This window comes from Patescibacteria group bacterium (assembly GCA_035549555.1).
Lineage (GTDB): Bacteria > Patescibacteriota > Microgenomatia > UBA8517 > UBA8517 > Co84-156.
Genome location: DASZQR010000010.1, coordinates 204,891 through 225,667, shown reverse-complemented (window position 1 = coordinate 225,667; position 20,777 = coordinate 204,891). Strand labels below are relative to the sequence as shown.

General features: G+C 32.8%; 23 protein-coding genes and 1 tRNA gene. 19 read left to right on the top strand and 5 right to left on the bottom strand.

What is annotated here, in order from left to right; genetic code table 11:
* Positions 1-17 precede the first annotated feature (17 nt).
* Positions 18-1,094 carry a tyrosine-type recombinase/integrase gene (locus VG895_01930; protein ID HWA51797.1) on the top strand — a complete coding sequence of 359 codons (1,077 nt, stop codon included), beginning with the start codon at positions 18-20 and terminating at the stop codon, positions 1,092-1,094.
* On the opposite strand, the gene VG895_01925 is transcribed toward VG895_01930, so the two are convergent.
* Both VG895_01925 and VG895_01920 read right to left on the bottom strand, forming a co-directional pair.
* The gene (locus tag VG895_01925) at positions 1,095-2,762 is read right to left on the bottom strand and encodes a hypothetical protein (protein ID HWA51796.1); all 1,668 of its coding nucleotides are present in this window, start codon (positions 2,760-2,762) and stop codon (positions 1,095-1,097) included.
* A gap of 47 nt (positions 2,763-2,809) precedes the next feature.
* Positions 2,810-3,037: a hypothetical protein gene (locus tag VG895_01920; protein ID HWA51795.1), complete on the bottom strand. Its 228-nt coding sequence runs from the start codon at positions 3,035-3,037 to the stop codon at positions 2,810-2,812.
* 104 nt (positions 3,038-3,141) lie between these two features.
* On the opposite strand from VG895_01920, the gene VG895_01915 reads away from it, so the two are divergent.
* The 4 genes from VG895_01915 to VG895_01900 are packed head-to-tail and all read left to right on the top strand — an operon-like array spanning position 3,142 to position 6,101.
* A complete protein-coding gene (locus VG895_01915) occupies positions 3,142-3,303 on the top strand; it encodes a hypothetical protein (protein HWA51794.1) in 162 nt (53 codons plus the stop codon).
* 56 nt (positions 3,304-3,359) lie between these two features.
* Positions 3,360-4,667, top strand: coding sequence for a YcaO-like family protein (locus tag VG895_01910; GenBank protein HWA51793.1), 1,308 nt, complete (start codon positions 3,360-3,362; stop codon positions 4,665-4,667).
* Positions 4,664-5,434 carry a SagB/ThcOx family dehydrogenase gene (locus tag VG895_01905; protein ID HWA51792.1) on the top strand — a complete coding sequence of 257 codons (771 nt, stop codon included), beginning with the start codon at positions 4,664-4,666 and terminating at the stop codon, positions 5,432-5,434. Before VG895_01910 ends, VG895_01905 begins: the two co-directional genes overlap by 4 nt.
* 13 nt (positions 5,435-5,447) lie before the next feature.
* Positions 5,448-6,101, top strand: coding sequence for a histidine phosphatase family protein (locus VG895_01900; protein ID HWA51791.1), 654 nt, complete (start codon positions 5,448-5,450; stop codon positions 6,099-6,101).
* Here VG895_01900 and VG895_01895 read toward each other — a convergent pair.
* Positions 6,095-7,012: a phosphotransferase gene (locus VG895_01895; GenBank protein ID HWA51790.1), complete on the bottom strand. Its 918-nt coding sequence runs from the start codon at positions 7,010-7,012 to the stop codon at positions 6,095-6,097. The genes VG895_01900 and VG895_01895 overlap by 7 nt on opposite strands.
* Before the next feature lie 179 nt (positions 7,013-7,191).
* On the opposite strand from VG895_01895, the gene VG895_01890 reads away from it, so the two are divergent.
* The 5 genes from VG895_01890 (at position 7,192) to VG895_01870 (ending at position 13,174) form a co-directional block, all read left to right on the top strand.
* On the top strand, positions 7,192-7,497 hold the full coding sequence (locus VG895_01890; GenBank protein ID HWA51789.1) for a metalloregulator ArsR/SmtB family transcription factor: 306 nt from the start codon (positions 7,192-7,194) through the stop codon (positions 7,495-7,497).
* Positions 7,498-7,558: 61 nt separating this feature from the next.
* Positions 7,559-9,721, top strand: a complete 2,163-nt coding sequence (locus VG895_01885) for a right-handed parallel beta-helix repeat-containing protein (protein ID HWA51788.1) — start codon at positions 7,559-7,561, stop codon at positions 9,719-9,721.
* Between the two features lie 39 nt (positions 9,722-9,760).
* Positions 9,761-10,738: a FecR domain-containing protein gene (locus tag VG895_01880; GenBank protein ID HWA51787.1), complete on the top strand. Its 978-nt coding sequence runs from the start codon at positions 9,761-9,763 to the stop codon at positions 10,736-10,738.
* A gap of 3 nt (positions 10,739-10,741) precedes the next feature.
* Entirely contained in the window at positions 10,742-12,598 is a 1,857-nt protein-coding gene (locus tag VG895_01875; protein HWA51786.1) for an adenylate/guanylate cyclase domain-containing protein, read from the top strand.
* Between the two features lie 39 nt (positions 12,599-12,637).
* The gene (locus VG895_01870) at positions 12,638-13,174 is read left to right on the top strand and encodes a hypothetical protein (GenBank protein HWA51785.1); all 537 of its coding nucleotides are present in this window, start codon (positions 12,638-12,640) and stop codon (positions 13,172-13,174) included.
* Here VG895_01870 and VG895_01865 read toward each other — a convergent pair whose 3' ends face one another.
* Entirely contained in the window at positions 13,175-13,699 is a 525-nt protein-coding gene (locus tag VG895_01865) for an NUDIX domain-containing protein (protein HWA51784.1), read from the bottom strand.
* 180 nt (positions 13,700-13,879) lie between these two features.
* Here VG895_01865 and VG895_01860 point away from each other — a divergent pair.
* The 9 genes from VG895_01860 (at position 13,880) to VG895_01820 (ending at position 20,337) form a co-directional block, all read left to right on the top strand.
* Positions 13,880-13,950, top strand: a tRNA-Ala gene (locus VG895_01860).
* 37 nt (positions 13,951-13,987) lie between these two features.
* The gene (locus VG895_01855) at positions 13,988-14,263 is read left to right on the top strand and encodes a hypothetical protein (GenBank protein HWA51783.1); all 276 of its coding nucleotides are present in this window, start codon (positions 13,988-13,990) and stop codon (positions 14,261-14,263) included.
* Positions 14,264-14,391: 128 nt separating this feature from the next.
* Positions 14,392-15,687, top strand: coding sequence for a threonine--tRNA ligase (gene thrS / locus VG895_01850; GenBank protein HWA51782.1), 1,296 nt, complete (start codon positions 14,392-14,394; stop codon positions 15,685-15,687).
* Between the two features lie 17 nt (positions 15,688-15,704).
* Positions 15,705-16,304: a translation initiation factor IF-3 gene (gene infC, locus VG895_01845; protein HWA51781.1), complete on the top strand. Its 600-nt coding sequence runs from the start codon at positions 15,705-15,707 to the stop codon at positions 16,302-16,304.
* Complete coding sequence (gene rpmI, locus VG895_01840; GenBank protein ID HWA51780.1) at positions 16,261-16,467, top strand: 50S ribosomal protein L35; 207 nt, start codon at positions 16,261-16,263, stop codon at positions 16,465-16,467. The genes infC and rpmI overlap by 44 nt, the downstream gene beginning before the upstream one ends.
* Before the next feature lies 1 nt (position 16,468).
* The gene (gene rplT / locus VG895_01835; GenBank protein HWA51779.1) at positions 16,469-16,807 is read left to right on the top strand and encodes a 50S ribosomal protein L20; all 339 of its coding nucleotides are present in this window, start codon (positions 16,469-16,471) and stop codon (positions 16,805-16,807) included.
* Between the two features lie 161 nt (positions 16,808-16,968).
* Positions 16,969-17,373, top strand: a complete 405-nt coding sequence (locus tag VG895_01830) for a prephenate dehydratase domain-containing protein (GenBank protein ID HWA51778.1) — start codon at positions 16,969-16,971, stop codon at positions 17,371-17,373.
* Between the two features lie 12 nt (positions 17,374-17,385).
* Complete coding sequence (gene pheS, locus VG895_01825) at positions 17,386-18,408, top strand: phenylalanine--tRNA ligase subunit alpha (protein ID HWA51777.1); 1,023 nt, start codon at positions 17,386-17,388, stop codon at positions 18,406-18,408.
* Positions 18,409-18,411: 3 nt separating this feature from the next.
* Complete coding sequence (locus tag VG895_01820) at positions 18,412-20,337, top strand: phenylalanine--tRNA ligase subunit beta (GenBank protein HWA51776.1); 1,926 nt, start codon at positions 18,412-18,414, stop codon at positions 20,335-20,337.
* Here the strand turns inward: VG895_01820 and VG895_01815 are convergent.
* A complete protein-coding gene (locus VG895_01815; GenBank protein ID HWA51775.1) occupies positions 20,334-20,756 on the bottom strand; it encodes a hypothetical protein in 423 nt (140 codons plus the stop codon). The two genes, VG895_01820 and VG895_01815, sit on opposite strands and share 4 nt — an antisense overlap.
* Positions 20,757-20,777: the final 21 nt, after the last annotated feature.

The window sequence follows — 20,777 nt, the reverse complement described above, 5'->3', positions numbered from 1 at the left end:
TATGAAAAGTCGTTGCTGTGACAACGGCAGTCCGCTACAGACGGCATAACGCTCAGGTGGTAACTCTCGGGAAGTTAGAAGCAATCCCTTGGGTTGCTATGGCTAACTTACAAGGTAAACATTTAGAAATCATATTAACTAAGTATCTTCAATGGTGCAAAATTGAACGTGGTCTTGCAAAGCAAACAGTTGCTGGGAAAAAACAGACTCTTGGCCATTTTTTGAAATATCTTGACGGCGAAAAATTGACGTTGAAGACTTCCAAAGATTATATGTATCATTTAAGTTCCGATTTGGGTTGGTCGGCAAATGGAATCAGAAGTGACTTTAATTCAAAAGTTAAACCATTTATTCATTGGCTTTTTGAAACAAAATATATAAAGATTGATTGGTCCAAAAAGATTAAGGTTCCCAAAGCACAACCAAAACAATATCCAGTAGTAAGTTTCGAAGAGCTAGATAAAACCATCTTCGCTGGAACCTCATTCACAGAAAAGGACTGTAAGCTTGCTAAAGAACGAAGGCTGGAAAACAGGGAAGCCTTACTCTTCGAAGCCAGAACAGGTTTAAGAATCGGGGCAATTATTGGACTCAAGAAAGAAGATGTCAATCTCAACTCTATCCCAGCAACTTTTAATGTTTACAGTAAAGGTAAATTTCATACTGGCATAGTTCCTCCCGACTTAATTGAAATGATGAAAAGAAGATGTGTTGGCCCTGGAAAAGTTTTCAATGTTTATGGCGGCAGTCTTAATCACTATATAAGAAGAGGTTGCGAGAAGTTGGGAATATCAAATGATTTCCATTTCCATACCATGCGGCACAGTTTTGCCACAAGTTTATTAAATAACGGGACAGATATTAGTATGGTAAGCAAAATCCTGGGTCATAGCAGTATTGGCATCACCGCAGACATTTATAGCCATTATTCCGTGCAAGACAAAGCCAGGGTTATTAATTCAATTCCTACAGTAAGAAAGTCTCTATCCACAGAGGAAAGGGCAAAAATAGTTATAGAAAAACTACAAAAAGACTTTGGTATTATCAAATACACAAGAAAAGGTGAAAAACTAACAATTAATATCAAAATATAATTAGGAATAGTATTTTTGTAAGTCTCTCATCGGATCGTTATCTAAATCTGGGCCGACAGGTAACTTCTTCTTCCTAAGCAATTTAAGGGCATGTTTTAGATATTTCTTCTCAACAATTAATTCATGATTGGTTTTAGAAATTGCAAAAAAATCATGACTATCTAATGTCACTTCCTTTCTAGCTAGTTTTAAAAAAAGTTCAATTCTCGGAACAATAACTATTCTTTCCATAAACACCTTATCAGATTTATATGCATTTTCTAACCAATCTAATAAGTGTTGATGCACTGGCAATGCAGCAGCACCTGGAACAATCATGACGTTCGAAGGAGAAAAAAGTACAGCCTTACGATCTTTAGATATACGAAAATGTAACATCTTGAATCTTTTTCCTTTGGAATCGTTTTCAGCGTTAGTCCAAAACTGAAAAATAGTAAGTGCTGGAAGAGGTTTGCCACTTCCTTTCTCAAAATTTATAACAATGCTATGTATTCCTGTTAAACCGAGAGCTACTTTCTTATCTGCATAATTTTCAAGGTTGATTAAAATATAAATCGAATCAACGACTGCCTTTATTCTATCAATCTTATCAATTAAGTAGTCCACTTTATAAATTTTCCCTGAAGATTTTATTTTGATTACTTCCCTTTTCATGTCAATCAAATAATCATTATGGCCAGAAGTACTATTTCTCAACCCTGCATCATAAGCCATTCTTATTTTTCGCTTAAGAATAAGATCAGGGCAATCATCAATTATCTTTTTGATCATTAAACCTTTCTTGTTTCCAATTTTTAAACCATTGTATTTTTTGCCAGCAAAAGGATTTAACATAAAAGATCCACCGTTACAAATATTTATAATGTTGTAAATTATATTAAGAACCTCGCTAATCTCAAAATAAGCTTGGTAAGCATCTAAGGCTATTTGGTAACTTCTCTTTTCAACTTCCTTAACATCATTCATCCTCAACCTTTCCACAGGTACGAAACCACCGGTAATTCGCCTATAAGCCTCCTCTGATCGTAAATTATCTGATTCTTGTATTTTATTTAGTCCTATTTCTACCGATTCGAATAAAGTAGTGTAAGTTTTATCTTCGAAAAACATTTTGAGTGCTTTCTTGTATTCAGAAGGATTAACTTTCTCAGCCCGCTCAAATAAATTGTTAAATGCACTTACATAAGGTACTTTATATTTCTTTCTTTTATTTACAGAAGTAGATGAACGATACTCATTAAGAAATAGCATATATTGCAGTCGCCACAGTCCGTAGTCAAAACTATAAAAACTATCTGTAGGCAATAATCCAGCACCTAACTTATAAGCCTGAGCTGGATTTTCAATTAACAACTTACTAATCATGTTGGTTCTATTTCTAATTTGAGAATTAATCGAAGATATTGAGTTTACAAAACCTTCTTTATGCCAGCATTCAGCAAGAGGTCTTTTTAGATGCAAAAGTTTTGATCTCTTCACATACTGTCTAGTTAACATCACAAGCGCACCACACGTACACCTGTGCAGTTGTATACTCGAAGAATCATCACTAAGAGCTTTCTCTACGCTCAACCAGAAACTACCAGCATATGGCAAACTCTTATAAACACCTTCCAGATAGCGAATATCCAACTGGTCTAGTTCCCTAACTCTAGTTTCCGACTTCATAACATGATTATATTCGTTGTGTAAAGATATTTTAAAAAAGACATCTCTTAGGATGAATAATCCCCTGACTGTTTCCACAAATGAGCACGACCTTCACCTTTTACTCTAGGCATGATGTCACGAAGAGGAGTCTTACGATCTGTCAACTTGACGATCTCAGCTTCCAAGTCTTGACGTGCCAATAAAGAATTAGGAATAGGACCTGCAAAGCCACCTACGTCCACGTTCTTAGCAAAAAGATTCAATACTGCTTCTGGATCAATTGGATTGTTCATTAAAATTGTTGTTTGACAAAGCCTGTAGTAAAGAATATATTCTTTTTACATATTAATATGAGAGAAGGTGATTTAAATGAGTAGAGAAGAAAGAAATCTAATAGATGCATTACCACAACAAAATATTGGCGTTGCCATTAAAGGCCAGGATTGTGAACAAAGCTGTGGAAGTTGTAATAGCTGTGCCTGTGGAGACAATAGCTGTGGAAGTTGTTCATCGTGTGCTGATTGTGGATGCAATTGTTCAAATAGAGAAGGCAATATAACTAAATAGTTATTTTTCAAGCAGTTTGCTATACTTTGGTGGTTTTTAAGCGTGTAAATGAAAAATAATACCGTCAATACCATCAAAGAAATAGCATCTGCTTTACAGGATATTAAATTAGTTGAATCTTTTCAAAGAACTCGTTTGCATTATGACGAGCCTAAGTTTTGGTTTTATTCTACAATCATAAACGATAAATATTTAAAGCACCAAGGGCAGCATTTTAGTTCTAATTCTTCTGGAGTATCTTTTTTTTCTCAAAATAAAGCCGTACTTAAATCACTATTTGAAGCGTTGGAAAGATATAGCAACTTTGCTTTCTTTAAAAAAGATATAGATTTCGTTGGAAGATTTGTTGATATCAAAACTAATGCAATTAATCCCGAATCCTTCTCGTATTTTTCGGAAAAACAATTAAATAATCCAGAATATAAAAAATTTAAAATAAACGATAAATCTAGATTTGATTGGACAAAGGTTAAATTATTAACCGACGGTAAGGAATATCTTGTACCCTGCCAGACAATATATCTTTCCTACAAATTAATTAAGGGAGAGCCTACATTTTATCCTTCGATTAGTACAGGCGTAGCTGCTCATTCTGATTTGGACTCTGCAATTTTAGGAGGTATTTATGAGGTAATAGAGAGAGATTCTTTTATGATTTATTATTTAAATAAATTAAAACCAAAAAAATACAATTTAAAATCTTCTAAGAACAAAAAAATTCGCTCTCTGGCGGAAATTACCGAAAGATATCATATGGAATTATATTGTCTTGATATAACTACAGATTTAGGAATACCGACTGTGGCTTCCATTTTAATCGATCGATCGGGATTAAGTAAGGCAGTTTCTGTAGGGTTAAAATCAAATTTAAATGTTGAAAAAGCTATCATTGGTTCAATTAACGAGGCCTACCATACAAGAAGTTGGATAAGAGAAGCATATATTCAAAATCCAACAAATATTACAGAAAAAGAGTTGCTTGAAAGTTCTAGTATGAAAAATAGAGGATTGCTTTGGTATAAACCTGAATCAATTTCTCATATTAACTTTTTAATTAAAGCGTTGAGATCTGAAGTTATTACCTTAAAAAATAATAATTTATCTGTAAAGGAACAAATCAGATATTTAAATGACAGTTTAAATAAAGCTGGTTATAAAATTTATTATAAAGATATTACTCCTGAATATTTCAAAAATATCCATTTCAAAGCAGTAAAAGTAATAATACCTGGCATGCAACCATTATACTTAGAAGAAAAATTCGCACTTCGTGGAGGTAATAGATTGCACGCTGTTCCCGTTAAGTTGGGGTATAAAAATATTAGATTAAACACCTACCCACATCCGTTTTTATGAAAAACGATAAAACAATAAACATACTTAAAAAGCTAGAGCTTTCATCTTCAATAAAATTTAATAATAGTATTAAGATAAAGAATTTTAGTAAAACAAAAACTTCATATAGTGCTTGGCCTGAGCAGTGGAAGAAGGTTTATTACAAAGCATATCCTAAATTTCCTCAAGTTTTGTTACCTGATCCAGCAAGAGCACGCTGGAGCTTAGATGATGCATTGATTAAACGAAAATCTCAAAGAGAATTTACAAAAAAAGATATAAAAATCCAAGATCTCTCTACTTTGCTGTATTTTTCAAGCGGTTTAAAAGAACTTTTGTTTAAAGGATCTGGAGAAAGAAGGTTTTATCCTTCTGCAGGAGCTAGGTATCCTTTAGAAATTTATCCAGTCATTTTTAATGCGGAAAGCATTAAACCTGCAATTTATCATTATCATGTTAAAAGTCATTCTTTAGAAGAAATATATAGCAATAGTTTTGTAGCGCAAATAATTAAGCAGTTTAATCAACCATGGATACGTAAGTCTTCAATGTTAATTGTTGTTTCAGCTGTTTTTGAAAGGACTGATAACAAATACGGAGATAGGGGGCTAAGACATATATTTACCGAATATGGTCATTATGCTCAAAATATTTACCTGATTTCACAAGAGCTAGGCCTTGGTTCATGTTCTATAGGCGGATTTATTGACGATGGATTGAACAAATTATTGGATTTTGACCCAATAGATGAAAGTGTAATTGGTGTTATTGCAATAGGAACTTTATAGTATAATTCTTTAGATGTTTTTATTTCTTGTTAGACATGCAGAAGCTGACGGTGTAAAGGATCGTTGGCAAGCTCCAAATTCAAAGTTAAGTAAATTAGGTGAACAACAGGCAGGAGCTTTGGCTAATCAGCTTAAGTCATTCAAGATAGATCAAATATTCTCTAGTGATTTAGAAAGATCTACTCAAACAGCAGATATTATTTCCAAAAAAATCGGAGTAGAAACTAGCATCTTAGATTATATTTGTGAAAGACAGCAGTTAGATGAAATGTATGGAGCACAAAGAGAAAGTAATATATCAAAAAAATATATTGAAGAATCTCGCCATAATTTCAATAATCTTGATTGGAAATTTGAAGATAAGGAAGAATCTGTACGTGAGGTTATAAATCGCACTATGGAATTAACCTCATTTTTAACGAAAAACTTCCAAGGTAAAAGAGTAGCAATTGTTTCGCATGATTTATTTATTAGATGTTTAATCAGTAGAATTTTGTTAGGTAAGGATTATTCTGACACACAAATGGCTAGGAGCATTAACACATTAACCATAGACAATACTGGTTTGTCGTTATTAATCCATAGTAGTCAGTTCCAAATGTGGAAAATTAATTACATCAATAATTATTCGCACTTTAAAGACATAAGAATAAATAACCGTCAATAATTTTTCCAAACTTCTTCATTATCAACATATTTTAAAACTTTGCCGTGTGTCTCCTTTGCTGTTGATAAATAAGGACTACTGTTCCTGTAAAAATAAGTTAAAGCTCTTGAAGATATGAAAAGCAAATAGAAGGCGAGGTTCGACCTTTCAGATTCAGATAATCTTTCTCCTGAGAGGTACCCGTTTAAGAAAGTTGAAAAGTCATCTTTTGGTCTATCAGTTCGAATCTGGTGAAATAAATAGTATCCAATATCATTTAACCATGTTTCCTCTGTCCACTCTCCAAAATCTATTAATACTGGAATATTTTCCTCGGTAACAATAACCTGGCCATCATGTAAATCATTGTGGTTAAAAGTTGGCTGTGTTTCGTTGCAAAACTGCTCCATTAAATCTCTAAAGCTTTTAATTAGTGCATAAGATTTACTGTCAATATTAATTTCTTCAAGACCAACTCGTGACCAATTAAAAATATATTTATCATAGTAAGCAAATGAATTTCTACCTGTTGCTTTCCAACTATCACCAGTAACCTGCGCTGTATTATGCATTATTCTGATTTGATTGCCTAATTTATCCTTAATCCCTGGATTTGGATTAAAATACAAACTTTTTCCATGAATACGTGTTGATACCAGTGCTAGATGATCTTGATTGTAATTAACAAGTGCAATAGGTGAAGGTGTTGCAATACCTGTAGAATGTGCCGTATTTAAACCTCTCCACTCATGTTCAGCTTGATTCTTACGTGCAGTCTTTTTAATTACAACATCCATACCAGATTGTGTTCTAGCATAGATAATTTCACCGCCAGTAAACGGTATTTTATTTTTTTCAGTAATTTCAAGATCAATTGAACTTGCATATTTTTCAAGTGAGCTTTGGACAGTTGCAAAATGTTCTGTAGACATACAAATGATTATATCAATGCATATCAAATAAGAGGATTTATTTATAATTTTGAAAAATATATTTTTAATAATATAATGTTTTTGGGAATTGCTCTAAATTTAGAGGTCCACTTTAACGCTTTCTTGACGTGAAAGAGGTCGGGGGTTCGAGCCCCTCATCGCCCACAAATAGCTTTAAAATGGCAAATAAACTAAAATCTCCTTTTCCGAAATATGTCTACGAAAGGAACTCGGAAATTTATAAATTAATGGCGAACCCCAAAAGACTTGAAATTTTAAATATTATAAAAAACACCGAAGCTAGCGTTGATCAGCTTTCTGAAATAATTGGTATACGAAAAGCAAATACTTCTCAACATCTTTCTATCTTAAGACATTTGAGAATAGTAAACGTCAGGAAGGAAGGAAAAAATTCTTATTACAAGCTAGTAAACCCAGAACTTATCGCTCCGTGTGCCATATTGATGAAACTCTGGAATAAATAGCCTCTTGATTTTTTTAGAAGGAAATGTTGATAATGAATTATGGTTTCTTATGTTCGAAACTATGAAATATAAACTGGTAGGGATCTTTATATTAGTATTGTTATTTTTTATTATTGGCGTTAAGAGTAGCTTTGCGGCAACTTATTATGTTTCTCCAAGTGGAAACGATTCGTACGGCGGATCCTTGGCAAGTCCGTGGAAAACATTAACCCATGCTGCAAACATTGCAGTTTCTGGAGATATTGTTTATATAAGGACGGGGACTTATCATGAGGTATTAGCGCCGATAGTAAGCGGAGCCCAATCTTCACCTATTACTTTTAAAGCATATCAAGGTGAGACACCAATTATTAGCGGTGTAAATTCCGGAGGCAGTCCGCCAAACGTAACCGGGCTTGCAACAGGGATTAATCTTGCAAACAAAAGCTATATTGTTGTTGATGGATTAATTGTACGAGATGTTTATGACCATTGGGCAGATTTAACTAATGCAAACAATAATACACTTCAGAACATGACATTTACTTTTTCAACTCAATACGGAACGGGGAATTGGCAGGGAATATTAATGGACGGATCAAGCTTTAATAAGATCTTAAATTCAACAATCGAGAAATGGGGCTGTCCACAAGATGTTTATAACTGCGGAGGTGATGCTATAAATATGAAAGGTGGAGCCTATAATAATTTAATACAGGGAAATACTTTTGGCAGTGCGATGCATGCAGAAGTACAAATTCAATCCGGGCATGATAATATAATTCGTCAAAATACTTTTACAAACGATATTGAAAAAGATTTGGAGATTACCGATAGAGTACAAAACACAACTTACCATAATTTAATAGAATTAAACACTTTTAGACAAGCTGGCTGGAACAACGAAAATCACGGAGGAATGCATATTCAAATGGCGTCTTCGCGAAATATTATACGAAATAACATATTTACAGATTCAAGCGGAGAAGCGATGAATTGTGAAGTTTGGAGCGATTCAGGAGATATTGTTTATGATTGCGCCAACAACCGGGTTTATAACAATACTATTGTCCATACAATGATTGATCCGGGAGGGTATCCAAATGGAGCAGGCGGTTCAAACCAAAACTGGATACCTGGGGGGCTCTATATTGATAATTTTGGCTATGGTATGTATCCGATTACGGGGAATGTTTTTAAAAATAATATTTTTTATGATAACCAACCTAACACAGGTATTGATCCTGGGGATGATCAAATTTGGATCTTGGATTCCAAGATCTCTCTTGATTCTAATCTTTTTCAAGGGAATATATTCTTTCATCAGAATGCATCTGACCATACTATACATGTCCAAGGGGTTATTAGCGGAACTGCAATAGAAGCAAATAATAATTTGTCCGGTAATTTTTCAGGAAATTTAGCAACAGCTCCGACTTTTATCACTTATGCTCCTGCTACAATTCCAGAAACTTATGATTTGCATTTGAGATCAGGGAGCGCTGGCATAGATCAAGGAGCCAACTTAACACAGACTACGGCCTCAGGGAACGGAACTGCAATTTCTGTTGCAGATGCAAGTTATTTTCAAGATGGATATCTGGGTATGATAACAGCAGACAGTATTCGTGTGGGCAACTCTGCTGCTATTATTTCTTCAGTTGATTTAGTTAATAATATTATTAACGTTGATAGATCGCTCAGTTGGCAAAGCGGAGATGCTGTTAACTTGTTATATGCAGGAAGTGCTCCTGATATTGGAGTATACGAATATGGGACGATCACTATTTATCCTGCAGATCAACCAAGTGGCAATGATAATCCTACGCAAAATAATAGTTCAACTTCCTCAATTACTAGTAGTGCTAATAGTAATTATTGCAGCGACACAAAGCCTGCAAAAAAGGTGGATCTTTTTGAAATAGATCGAGCTGGATCAACAGCTATTTTATATTTTACTCCAAGCGACAAGAACACAAGGCGATATAATGTAATATTTGGTTTTAAGGAAAATGACGAACGATTCGGAGGAATTGGTATTTATTCACAAAATAATAACGAAGGTGTACAAAATATAAAAATAGACCATTTAGACCGTAATACATCTTATTCGTTTAAAATTATACCAATAAACGGCTGCGCATTTGGGGAATGGTCAAACTGGCTTACCACAAAAGGTTCTCAAAACAGTTCAGGAATTTTATGGAAAACATATAAATATTTGAGGAAAATTTTGAAAACTTAGATCTTACTTTTTCTTCTGTTTTAAGGTAAAATTCATCTCATGGATAGAAAGTCCCTTATTATTGGTGTAATTATTGTTATCGCTCTTGCTATTGGTGGAGTTTTTTTAGTGAAATCTAAAAAGATTAATAACCAAAACGTTTTATCTGCTCAAACTTCTACAACTACCGACCCAAACCAAATGCCAATTCTTGAAATTTTCTCAGGAAATGTTTTCATCAAACAAAATGGTGCAAGCGATTTTGTCAGTGCTACAGATCAGGAAAAAGTAAATGTTGGAGATGTTATAAAAACAGATGCAACAGGGAGAGCACAAGTACTTTATCCAACGCACAGCGTAACTCGTATTGATTTTAATAGTGAAATGACTATTGAAAATTACACTACAACTCCTAGCGTTACAAAAGTAAAGGTTGATCAAGGAAATATCTGGAGCAGAGTTGCTAAACTTTTTGGAAGTAGTGACTCAAACGATACAGAAAATGATACTTTAGTTGCATCAGTGCGCGGAACTTCTTATGGACTTGGAAGCGATACAAACGGAAATACAATTGTTGAAATTATTAAATCTCACGTTTATGTGGAGTGCAATGCTGATGCAAGCAAAAATATTGATCTACAAACAAATAATAAATTGATTACAAACTGTCTTAGTAAACTTTCTTCTGTAAAATTGACAAACAGCGATTTAAATAGTGACTGGGTAAAATTTAATGAAGATCAAGATAAAATTTTGGATCAACGATTTCCAGAAAGTTTTGATGATGAACCAAGCCCAACTCCAACACCTAAGCCAACTTTAAAACCAACAGCTAAGCCTACTGCTTCTCCAACTCCTATTACAACACAAGCGCCAACTAGCTCACCAACAAATACTCCGACTCCAACGCCAACACCGACTTACACTCCAAGAAAAACATCTACACCGATTCCTACTCCAACACCAACTTACTTTATTGATTACCCAATTTATTATCCTATCTATACTCCCTCGCCAACACCACCGGTGATAAAATAAGTTATGAAAAATTTTAGAGGATTAATAATTGGTTTAGTTATTTTTATTTTATTATCTTTCCTTTTCGTTTTTGGTTTTTTTGGTACCTGGCAAAATAAATTAAGCGATACTTTATTTACACAAAAATCTGCACCAAACAATATTGTAATTGTTGCAATTGATGATGCGTCAATTAATCAAATTGGGAGATTTCCATGGGACAGAAGCGTTTATGCAAATTTACTTAATAAATTAAATAAAGACGCAGTAAAACCTCAAGTAATTGGAATTGACATAACTTTTTCAGAAACTTCAAACCCAAAATCTGATGGCGATTTTGCAACTGCTTTGAAAAATTACAGTAATACAAAAATTGTTTTATCAAGCGAAACAAACGGCGTCAATATTTTATCTCCAATCAATGAATTAAAAAATGTAAGTGCGACAGGCTATGCAAATACAATTGCTGACTCCGACGGCGTTGTCAGAAAAATTCCAGAAAGCGAAATTGATGGGATAAAAAGTTTTGCAACAGAAATTTCAGGTAAAAGTGAAAATGGAAATATTAATTTTATAGGAAACAATAATAGTTTCACAACTTATTCTTTTAATGATATTTTGGATGGAAAAATTAGCGATAAAAACTTAAACAACAAGATAGTTTTGATTGGTTCTACTGCAGTTGATCTTCATGACGACCAAATTGTCCCAACATCTCCAGCTATGAACGGGGTCGAAATTCAGGCAAATATTATAAATACAATTCTAACAAATGGCGCTAAGAATAATGAATCAAAATTAATAACTTTATTTACATTACTAATTATTTGCCTTGTTGCATCAATTATTTTTATTAATTTATCTCCAGTTGTTGTTTTTATATCAGGAATTTTAATGATAGTAATATATGCAGTTTATGTAATATTTTCTTTTGATAACGGGACGATTCGTAATATTGTTTTTCCAATTTTTGCAATAATTATTTCATGTATTGCTGATACGATTTATAAATATTTAACAGAAAGCCGTCAGCGAAAATTTCTTAAACAAACTTTTGGATTTTATTTATCAAAATCAGTTTTGGAACATCTTATTCAAAATCCACATAAAATAAAACTTGGAGGAGAAAGCAAGGAACTTACAGTTTTATTTTCTGATATTGCTTCATTTACTAGTATTAGTGAAAAATTAACGCCAACTGATTTGGCAAAATTATTAAATAGCTATTTAACCAAAATGACAAATGTGATTTTTGAAAACAGGGGAGTCTTGGATAAATATATCGGGGATGCCATTATGGCGTTTTGGGGAGCTCCAGAAATTGAGAAAGACCATGCATATTTGGCCTGTGTTACGGCACTTGCAATGCAGGAAGAAATAAAGAAAAATTTTGATTTTAGTGCTCGAGTCGGAATCAATACCGGAGAAATGGTTGTGGGGAATATGGGAAGCGAGCAAAGATTTGATTATTCGCTTTTGGGAGATAATGTAAATTTAGGAAGTAGACTTGAAGGAATAAATAAATATTATGGAACTAAAATTTGTATTAGTGAGAATACTTACAAAAAAGTTGAGGGAAGAGTAGTAGCAAGAAAACTCGATGATGTTGCAGTAAAAGGAAAGTCAAAAGGAGTAAGTATTTACGAACTACGGGCACTTGGAGAACCAAAGGAAAAAGAGAAAATATTCTTAGAAGAATTTGAAGAAGCAAGAAAAATTTATGAAAAAGGTGACTTTAAAAAAGCGTTGACTGCATTTAAGGTTTTGGTTAAAAAATATTCAGAAGACGGGCCAATTTTAATGTATATAGAACGAATTAAAGAATTGATTGCAAATCCCCCAAGCGAATGGGATGGAGTATATCATGCAACCGCAAAGTGATTTAAGAATATTTTCAGATTCATTATTTAAAATTTTCTCGTGAATAGAAATATTATTTATATAATAATTATTTTATTAGTTTTATTTGGTGGGTATTTATTTTTTAAAAACCAAAATGATTCTTCATACAACGTAATTCATACTAATCAAAAACATACCCCTTTACCAAGTTTTCCGGCAGAAACAAATATCGTTTCAACTCCAGAACCAATTAATATTACGACAAATAGTGAAAATAAAATTCAAGATAATTCAAATTCAATCAGTTGTAATTATGTAACTCCGGCAGGTCCTGATATGCAGGGTACTGCAAAAATAAATTATAGCTGGGTTAATTCTAAAACCAGTTTATGCGATAGTGTAAACGGCGGAAGTAATAATTTACTTATTAATAATCAAAATTTAAACGGAAGCGATATTTATAATGCAAACTGGATTTCGTTAAATACTTCTTATCAGTTTAATTTATTTAATGATTTAAATTGTAACGGGCAAATTATTGAAAGCTGCAATATTAATCAACCGTCTCCAACAACTGCTCCCAATACCGGCGGACAAAAAAGTTTTGGAAGATGATTAATTTAAATTGTCTATATGGGAAAAAATGTCTTCTTCGTAACCTGGTAAACACCAATTTGAATCTTTTTCCTGTAAATATTTTTTGACTTTATTGATATTTATAAATTTTACTTCATCAACTTCGTCTTCCTCACTTTTAAGATCATCAATATTTCCGTCCCATTTAAAAGTGAAAATACCGCGATATTCTTTAAATTTGTCCGCTTTATAAATTTTTACAAGATCCAGATCTTTTGGCAAAACTGAAAGACCTGTTTCTTCTGACAATTCTCTTGCAGCTCCAATAAAATAATTTTCATCTTCATGGCCGACGTGGCCGCCAGCATAGGATTCCCACATTCCTGGGGAGATGTCTTTTTTCATAGAGCGTTTTTGGCAAAGGATTTGATTTTTATTATTTAAAATCCAGACATGAACAGTACGACGCCAAAGCCCGTCTTTAAAAACTTTTTTCCTTGGTTGTGGTTTTTGAGGAGTATCAAACTCATCAACAACATACAATAATTCTTGATTATTTATCATAAATTCTTAAATATAACTTGTAGTTAATTATTTCCGGTTCTAAATGTAGTATCCGGTTGGTTTCATGCCAGAAACCTTTAATTTATTTAACTAAAACAGTATAGCTCATGATACAATAGCTTGTCAATGGGCCTGTCGTTCAATGGTAAGCAAAGCTTGCGCATTGCCAACAGTCCTTTAGGGCCTGTCGTTCAATGGTAGGACACCTGGCTGGCAGTCAGGGAACTGGGGTTCGATTCCCCATGGGTCCACACTTGTAATATAAAATATTTTTTATATAATTCATTTATGTCTTGTGAAACAAAACTATTTACAAATGCACTTGAGTTTGAACAATTTAAGAGTTCGCGGAATTTAAACAATGAAAATTTTATTGCTGAAGTAAAAGAAGCAAGAGAAAGACATCAGAAATTACTAGCGCTTGGTTTTGAAAGCAGAAAAGCAAACAGAAACTTAACCAATGCAATGTCTTATAGAGAATCTTATGATTTACAATTTAGGAATCAAAGAAAAATTTGGTCAATTGATTTTGAACAACAAAAAGGATTAAGAAATCTCGCATAACTGTTGACAATTACTCATAAGAGTTGGATAATAAATTATCTTAGAGCAGCGATTTGGACTCACCAACCAATGAGTTTTAGGATAGCAAAAGAGCAGCAAGTGAAGTGGAACCACGATATCTTCTTTAGATTCGTCTTCATAAAATATATAATATTTGTATGAATAAGACGAAAAAAATAATTGAACCAAAACAAGAGCAATCTTTTGATCATAAAGTTTTAGGAAAAGAATTAGATTTATTTACTTTTTCTGAAGTTGTTGGCAAAGGATTGCCTCTTTGGACTCCAAAAGGAGCTTCAATAAGGCGTGAACTTGAGAGATTTATTGTTGATGAAGAAATAAAACGAGGGTACCAGCACGTTTATACTCCAGATATTGCAAACTTAGGGCTTTATAAAAAGAGCGGGCATTATCCGTATTATAAAGATTCAATGTATGCGCCAATTGTAATTGATGATGAAGAATATATGCTTCGCCCTATGACTTGCCCACATCATTTTGAGCTTTATTTAAGCAGACCAAGAAGCTATCGAGAGTTGCCAATGAGAATTGCAGAGATTTCAAAACTTTATAGATATGAGCAGTCAGGAGAATTAATGGGACTTCAGCGAGTGCGAAGTTTTTGTTTGTCTGATGCACATATAATTACTCAAAAAGAAAATGCGATGGATGAAATTGAAAAAGTATTGGATTTAATTGATTATGTAACTAATATACTTGGTCTGGTTAAATATAAAGACTATAAATATAGACTTTCTTTAGGGGATAGAAATGATTCACAAAAATATTTTAAAGACGATAAAGCATGGGATGATGCAGAAGAAATATTAAGAAAGGCATTAAAATCTCGCAAAATAGAATTTACAGAAGCAGAAAAAGAAGCCGCGTTTTATGGACCAAAAATTGATATTCAAATGGTTAATGCAAACGGAAAAGAAGATACAGCAATTACAGTGCAATATGATTTTGTAATGCCAAAGCGATTTGACTTAACTTTTATAAACGAAAAAGGCGAAAAGGAGGAAGCAGTGGTGGTGCACCGATCAAGTATTGGAGCAATTGAGAGAACAATTGCGTTCTTGATTGAGAAATACAAGGGTGCATTTCCTCTTTGGCTTAGCCCTGTACAAGTTAAAATCTTGCCACTTACAGAGCGAAATGTAGATTATGCTAAGAAAATTTATGAGGAACTGATGGAGAATAAAATTAGAGTGGAAATTGATGATAGAAATGAAACTCTTGGAGCGAAAATTCGCGATGCGCAGAAAGAAAAGGTAAATTATATGGTAATTGTTGGCGACCGAGACGAGAAAGTAAAAGTAATTTCCGTGCGTACACGCGGCGAAAAAGACCTTGGACAAATGAAATTAGACGAATTTTTGAGTAAAATAAGACAAGAAATTGAAACTAAGAGCCTAAACTGATATAATTCTCTATAGATTTGAAGAAAACTAATCTGTATTTTAAATCAAACGAGCAAATACACGCTGCCGAGCTTCGTGTACTTACAGTTGATAACAAACAGATTGGAGTAATAAGCCGGGACGAAGCTTTGAAAAAAGCAAGGGAAGAGAATTTAGATTTGATTCTTATTGCGGAAAGCGCAAATCCGCCAGTTGCTAAAATTGCCGATCTTGGTAAATTTATTTATCAAGAAGAGAAAAAGCTTAAAAAAAGCAAAGCAAAAGTAAGCGACTTGAAAGAAATCAGATTTTCGCCATTTATTGGAGAAGCTGATTATACGACAAGAGTCAAAAGAGTTAAAGAGTTTTTGGAGGATAGAGATAAGGTAAAACTAACCGTTGTTTTTTTGGGGCGCCAGATGAACAGCAAAAGTTTTGGATACGGACTATTAGATAAGATTGTAAAGGAACTTGGGGATACGATACATATTGATAGCGAGCCGAAATTTTTGGGAAGATATTTATCAATGATAATATCGCCGACAGGAAAAAAGAGTAAGGAATTTGTCGATAATATTAACAGAAAGGAATCGCATGCCGAAACAGAAAACAAGGAAATCAGTAACAAAGAGATTTAAAATTACAAAAAACGGGAAAGTAATGTTCCGTCATAACTTTTCCAGACATTTGCGTATCAAAAAATCTCGTGCAAAGAAACGAGCAGCAAAAAGACCAGCTGTAATGACAAGTTATTATGCAAAGAAAATAAGAAAGTCGCTTGGAGTAACTTTAACAAAATAATATGGCACGTATTAAATCAAAAGCACAAGTAAAACACAGGAAACTTCGAAAATTAACGAAAGGTTATGGAACTGTAAGACATAAAAGAATTGCAGCAATGAATGCAGCAGTTTTGCATGCAGGACAATATGCATTTGCAGGACGCAAACTTCGAAAAAGAGATTTAAGAGCTCTTTGGATAATAAGGCTCAATGCAGCAGTCAGAGAACATGGACTTTCATATTCTAAATTTATAGCAGGACTTCATAAAAACAAAGTTGAAGTTGATCGAAAAATATTATCTGATATTGCAATTAAAGATCCAGAAAGCTTTAAACAAATAGTTGCCGCAGTAAAGTAAACAGAAGTTTGACTTTCGCGACAACGATAACCCGCAAACAAGCGGGTTTTTTAATGGAAAAATGATAAATTAAAAAATTATAAAACTAAATATTTATATACAACTAAAAAAGTTTTTGATGAACTTGAAAATCACAAAATAGATTATGGACAATTGCAATTATGAATAATAACGGAGGAATTGTTGATGAAAGCATTGATTCAGTTTCTAAACATAATTTTAAAATAATTGATAAATATTCTATAAATATTGAGCAGTGTTTACTTGGAAAAGTTGATGTTAAATTAGAAGATATAAAATTTATTATGTCTCATCCACAAGGATTTGAACAATGCAAAAATAGTTTAAATAAAAAGTTTTTAAGTATTAAAAAGATTGTTGGGAAAAATAAAGAAATTGATCCGGCATATTTAGCGAAAGAACTATCAGAGAATAAATTAAATAAATATATTGCAATAATTGGGAACAGAAGACTGGCTGAAATTTATAATTTGCAAATTTTGCAAAGAAATTTACAAGATATTACAAACAATTGGACAACTTTTTTATTAGTGTCAAAAGTTTGATAGAATAAACTCATGAAAGACGAAATTATTAATTTAAAAAATCAGGCATTAGGGAGAATTACAGATGCTTCAAATTTGGAAGACTTGGAAGAAATAAGAATAGATTTTTTAGGAAGAAATGGACAATTAAATAAATTTTTTAAAGAGATTGCAAATCTTGATGAAAACCAAAAGAAAGAAGTTGGATTTGTAATTAACGAATCGAAAAGAACTGTTGAAGAATTTATAAACGAGAAAAAAGCGCATTTTAAAGAATCTACAAAAAAAATATTTGATGAAACAATTCCAGGAGAGTTGCCGCCAATAGGCCACATTCATCTAGTAACTCAGGCGATTAATGAAATAAGTAATGTATTTGAAAAGATAGGTTTCATTCGACAAAGATACCCAGAAGTAGAATGGGACTGGTATGGATTTGGTGCATTAAATTTTCCCGAGAATCATCCTGCGCGCGACGATTGGGAAACTTTTTTTATGGATACAAATCCTGATGTAAAATTTGGACCGATGATTTTAACGCCACATACTTCAAGCGGGCAAATACGAGAAATGGAAAGAACTAAACCGCCGATAAGAATGATTAATATTGCAAAATGCTACAGAAGACAACTGGATAATAGACATTTAACAATGTTTCATCAGTTTGAAGGATTAGTCGTTGATGAAAATATAACTTTAGTAAATTTAAAAGGAACACTTGATTACTTTGCAACCGCGTTTTTCGGAGAAAAACGACGAACTCGTTTAAGACCTTATCATTTTCAGTTTACAGAGCCAAGTTTTGAAGTAGATATTACTTGTGGAATTTGTAACGGCAAAGGTTGTAAATTTTGTAAAGAAGGATGGCTTGAACTTGGAGGAGCTGGAATGGTTCATCCAAACGTTTTAAGAGCTGGAGGAATTGATAGCAAAAAATATTCTGGGTTTGCATTTGGGTGGGGAGTGGAGAGAACTTTTATGATGAAAGAAAATATGAATTTTGACGATATAAGAACTTTATATAGCAGTGATGTGAGAGTTTTACAACAATTTTAATTTATGGATATTAAAATATCACACAACTGGTTAAAAGAATATTTACAGACTAATGCAAGTGTAAAAGAAATTGGAGATAAACTTGCTTTATCAGGGCCTTCTGTAGAAAAAATAGAGAAAGTAAAAAACGACTATATTTATGATACTGAAGTAACTGCAAACAGAGTTGATTGTATGTCTATTCTTGGAATTGCAAGAGAAGCATCAGCAATTTTGCCTAATGCAAAATTAAAAAGAGAAAAAAATAAGCAAAGCTTGCACGGCTACGCCGGTAAAAATACGAAAGATTTATTAAAAATTAAAATAGACCCTAAATTTGTAAATAGAGTAATGGCTGTAGTGATGGAGGTAAAAATAGGGAAGTCACCACAAATTATTAAAGACAGATTAGAAAGTGCTGATATGCGATCTTTAAACAATTTAGTTGATGTAACAAATTATGTAATGCAAGAAATAGGACATCCAACTCATGTTTTTGATTTTGATTTAATTCCAGATGGAATTCTGAATTTCAGATTATCTCAAAAAGGAGAAACAATAATAACTCTTGACGATAGAACTTATGAGCTTTTAGGAGATGATATTGTCATCGAAGATATAAATAGAAATATTATTGATTTACCAGGAATAATGGGAACAAAAAATTCTGTTGTAAATAATAATACAAAAAGAATTATATTTTTTATTGATAATATTGATAAGCAAAAATTACGAAAAACATCCACAAGACTTGGAATTCGAACAAATGCTGCGATATTAAACGAAAAAGGAGTCGATCCTGAGCTTGCAGCAATTGCATTTGAAAAAGGAATCGAGCTTTATAAAAAGATAGCTGATGCAAAAACAATTAGTAGGATTTATGACATATACCCAAGAATTTATAAACAGAAACTTGTGAAGCTTAACCACAGCTTCATAGAAAAGAAAATTGGTATTAAAATTCCAAACAAAAAGGTTGTAGAAATTTTAGAAAAGCTTGGATTTGAAGTTAAAGTTAAGGGAAACGAAGTAAGCAAAGCTTGTGACGATTACGTCATAAAAGTCCCTTCATGGCGAGCAAATGATGTAACAATTCCTGAGGATATTGTTGAAGAAGTTGCCAGAATTTATGGATATTATAATTTGCCAAGCGAAATAATGAGCGGAAAACTCCCTGCACCAATAACTAATACAGATTTTGATTTTGTGAATAAAATTAAGGAGATTTTAAAATCTCACGGAGGATTTGAAATTTATACAAATTCTTTGGTTTCAAAAGAGATGGCAGGAGAAACTGCACTTAAATTAAAAAATCCGCTTGGAGGAGATGCAGAATATTTAAGAACCAGTTTAAAACCTTCTTTAATAAACGCTGTCAAAGAAAACAAAAAATTTTATCACGAAACGACAAATTCGGCTTATTTATTTGAAGTTGCAAACGTTTACTTAAGAAAAGACCCTTCGGCTGCGCTCAGGGTGACAGCTTTGCCAAAAGAGAACATGACTCTCGCTGCCATTTTTGCAAATTATGAATATCGAAAAGCAAAAGGAATAGTTGAAGCATTATATAAAGAACTTCATATTAACGAAAAATTTAATCTAGAAATTTTAAATGATACAGAGTTTTATTTTGAAATAGATATTGAAACTTTGAAGAAAAACTATAAAGATTTTGCAAAGTTTGTACCGATTTCAAAATATCCAAGCCAAATTGAAGACGTTACTTTTGAATTTTTAAGTAATGTGAAGGTTGGAGAAATAATTGGCGAAATTAAAAAAGTGGAGAATGTTGAAAATGTAGAATTGAAAGAAATTTACAAAAATAATTTTACATTTCGAATTTGGTATCATGATAACGAAAAAACTTTGAGCGACGCGGATGTAAATAAAATAAGAGAGAAAATTATTTGGGAAGTGAATAGTAAATTTGGTGGGAGTGTTAAGAATTAATTTTTAAAATCTGTTTGTATAAGAGGCGATATTTCGTCTCGTATGTTAGGTAACGATAAACTTACAGACGCAGACATATCTTCACTTAAGCTATCTAAATAAGTACTAAGTTCATCTCTCCTTTCCTCGGAAGTAATATCTCCGACTGCGTTTAAAAGCCAAAATGTCTTCGCTATATCAACTACCTCTATTTTTTTGTCGTTGGTAGATAATAATTCTGATAAGGTTTGGGCCAATTTTAATCTTGCTATTTCTAACTTAGTATAAGGTTTTTCTTTTGATAATTTTAATCCAGCAGATAGACCACTGGAGTTTTGCATATTCTGAAAATAACGTCTAATTTTCTCTGGAAGCCTATCACTTTTCTGGGTAAGAAGTTCGTCAAAATCTGAATTGCCGATTTGTGTATCTGGCGTCATTAACTGATGTATTATATCACT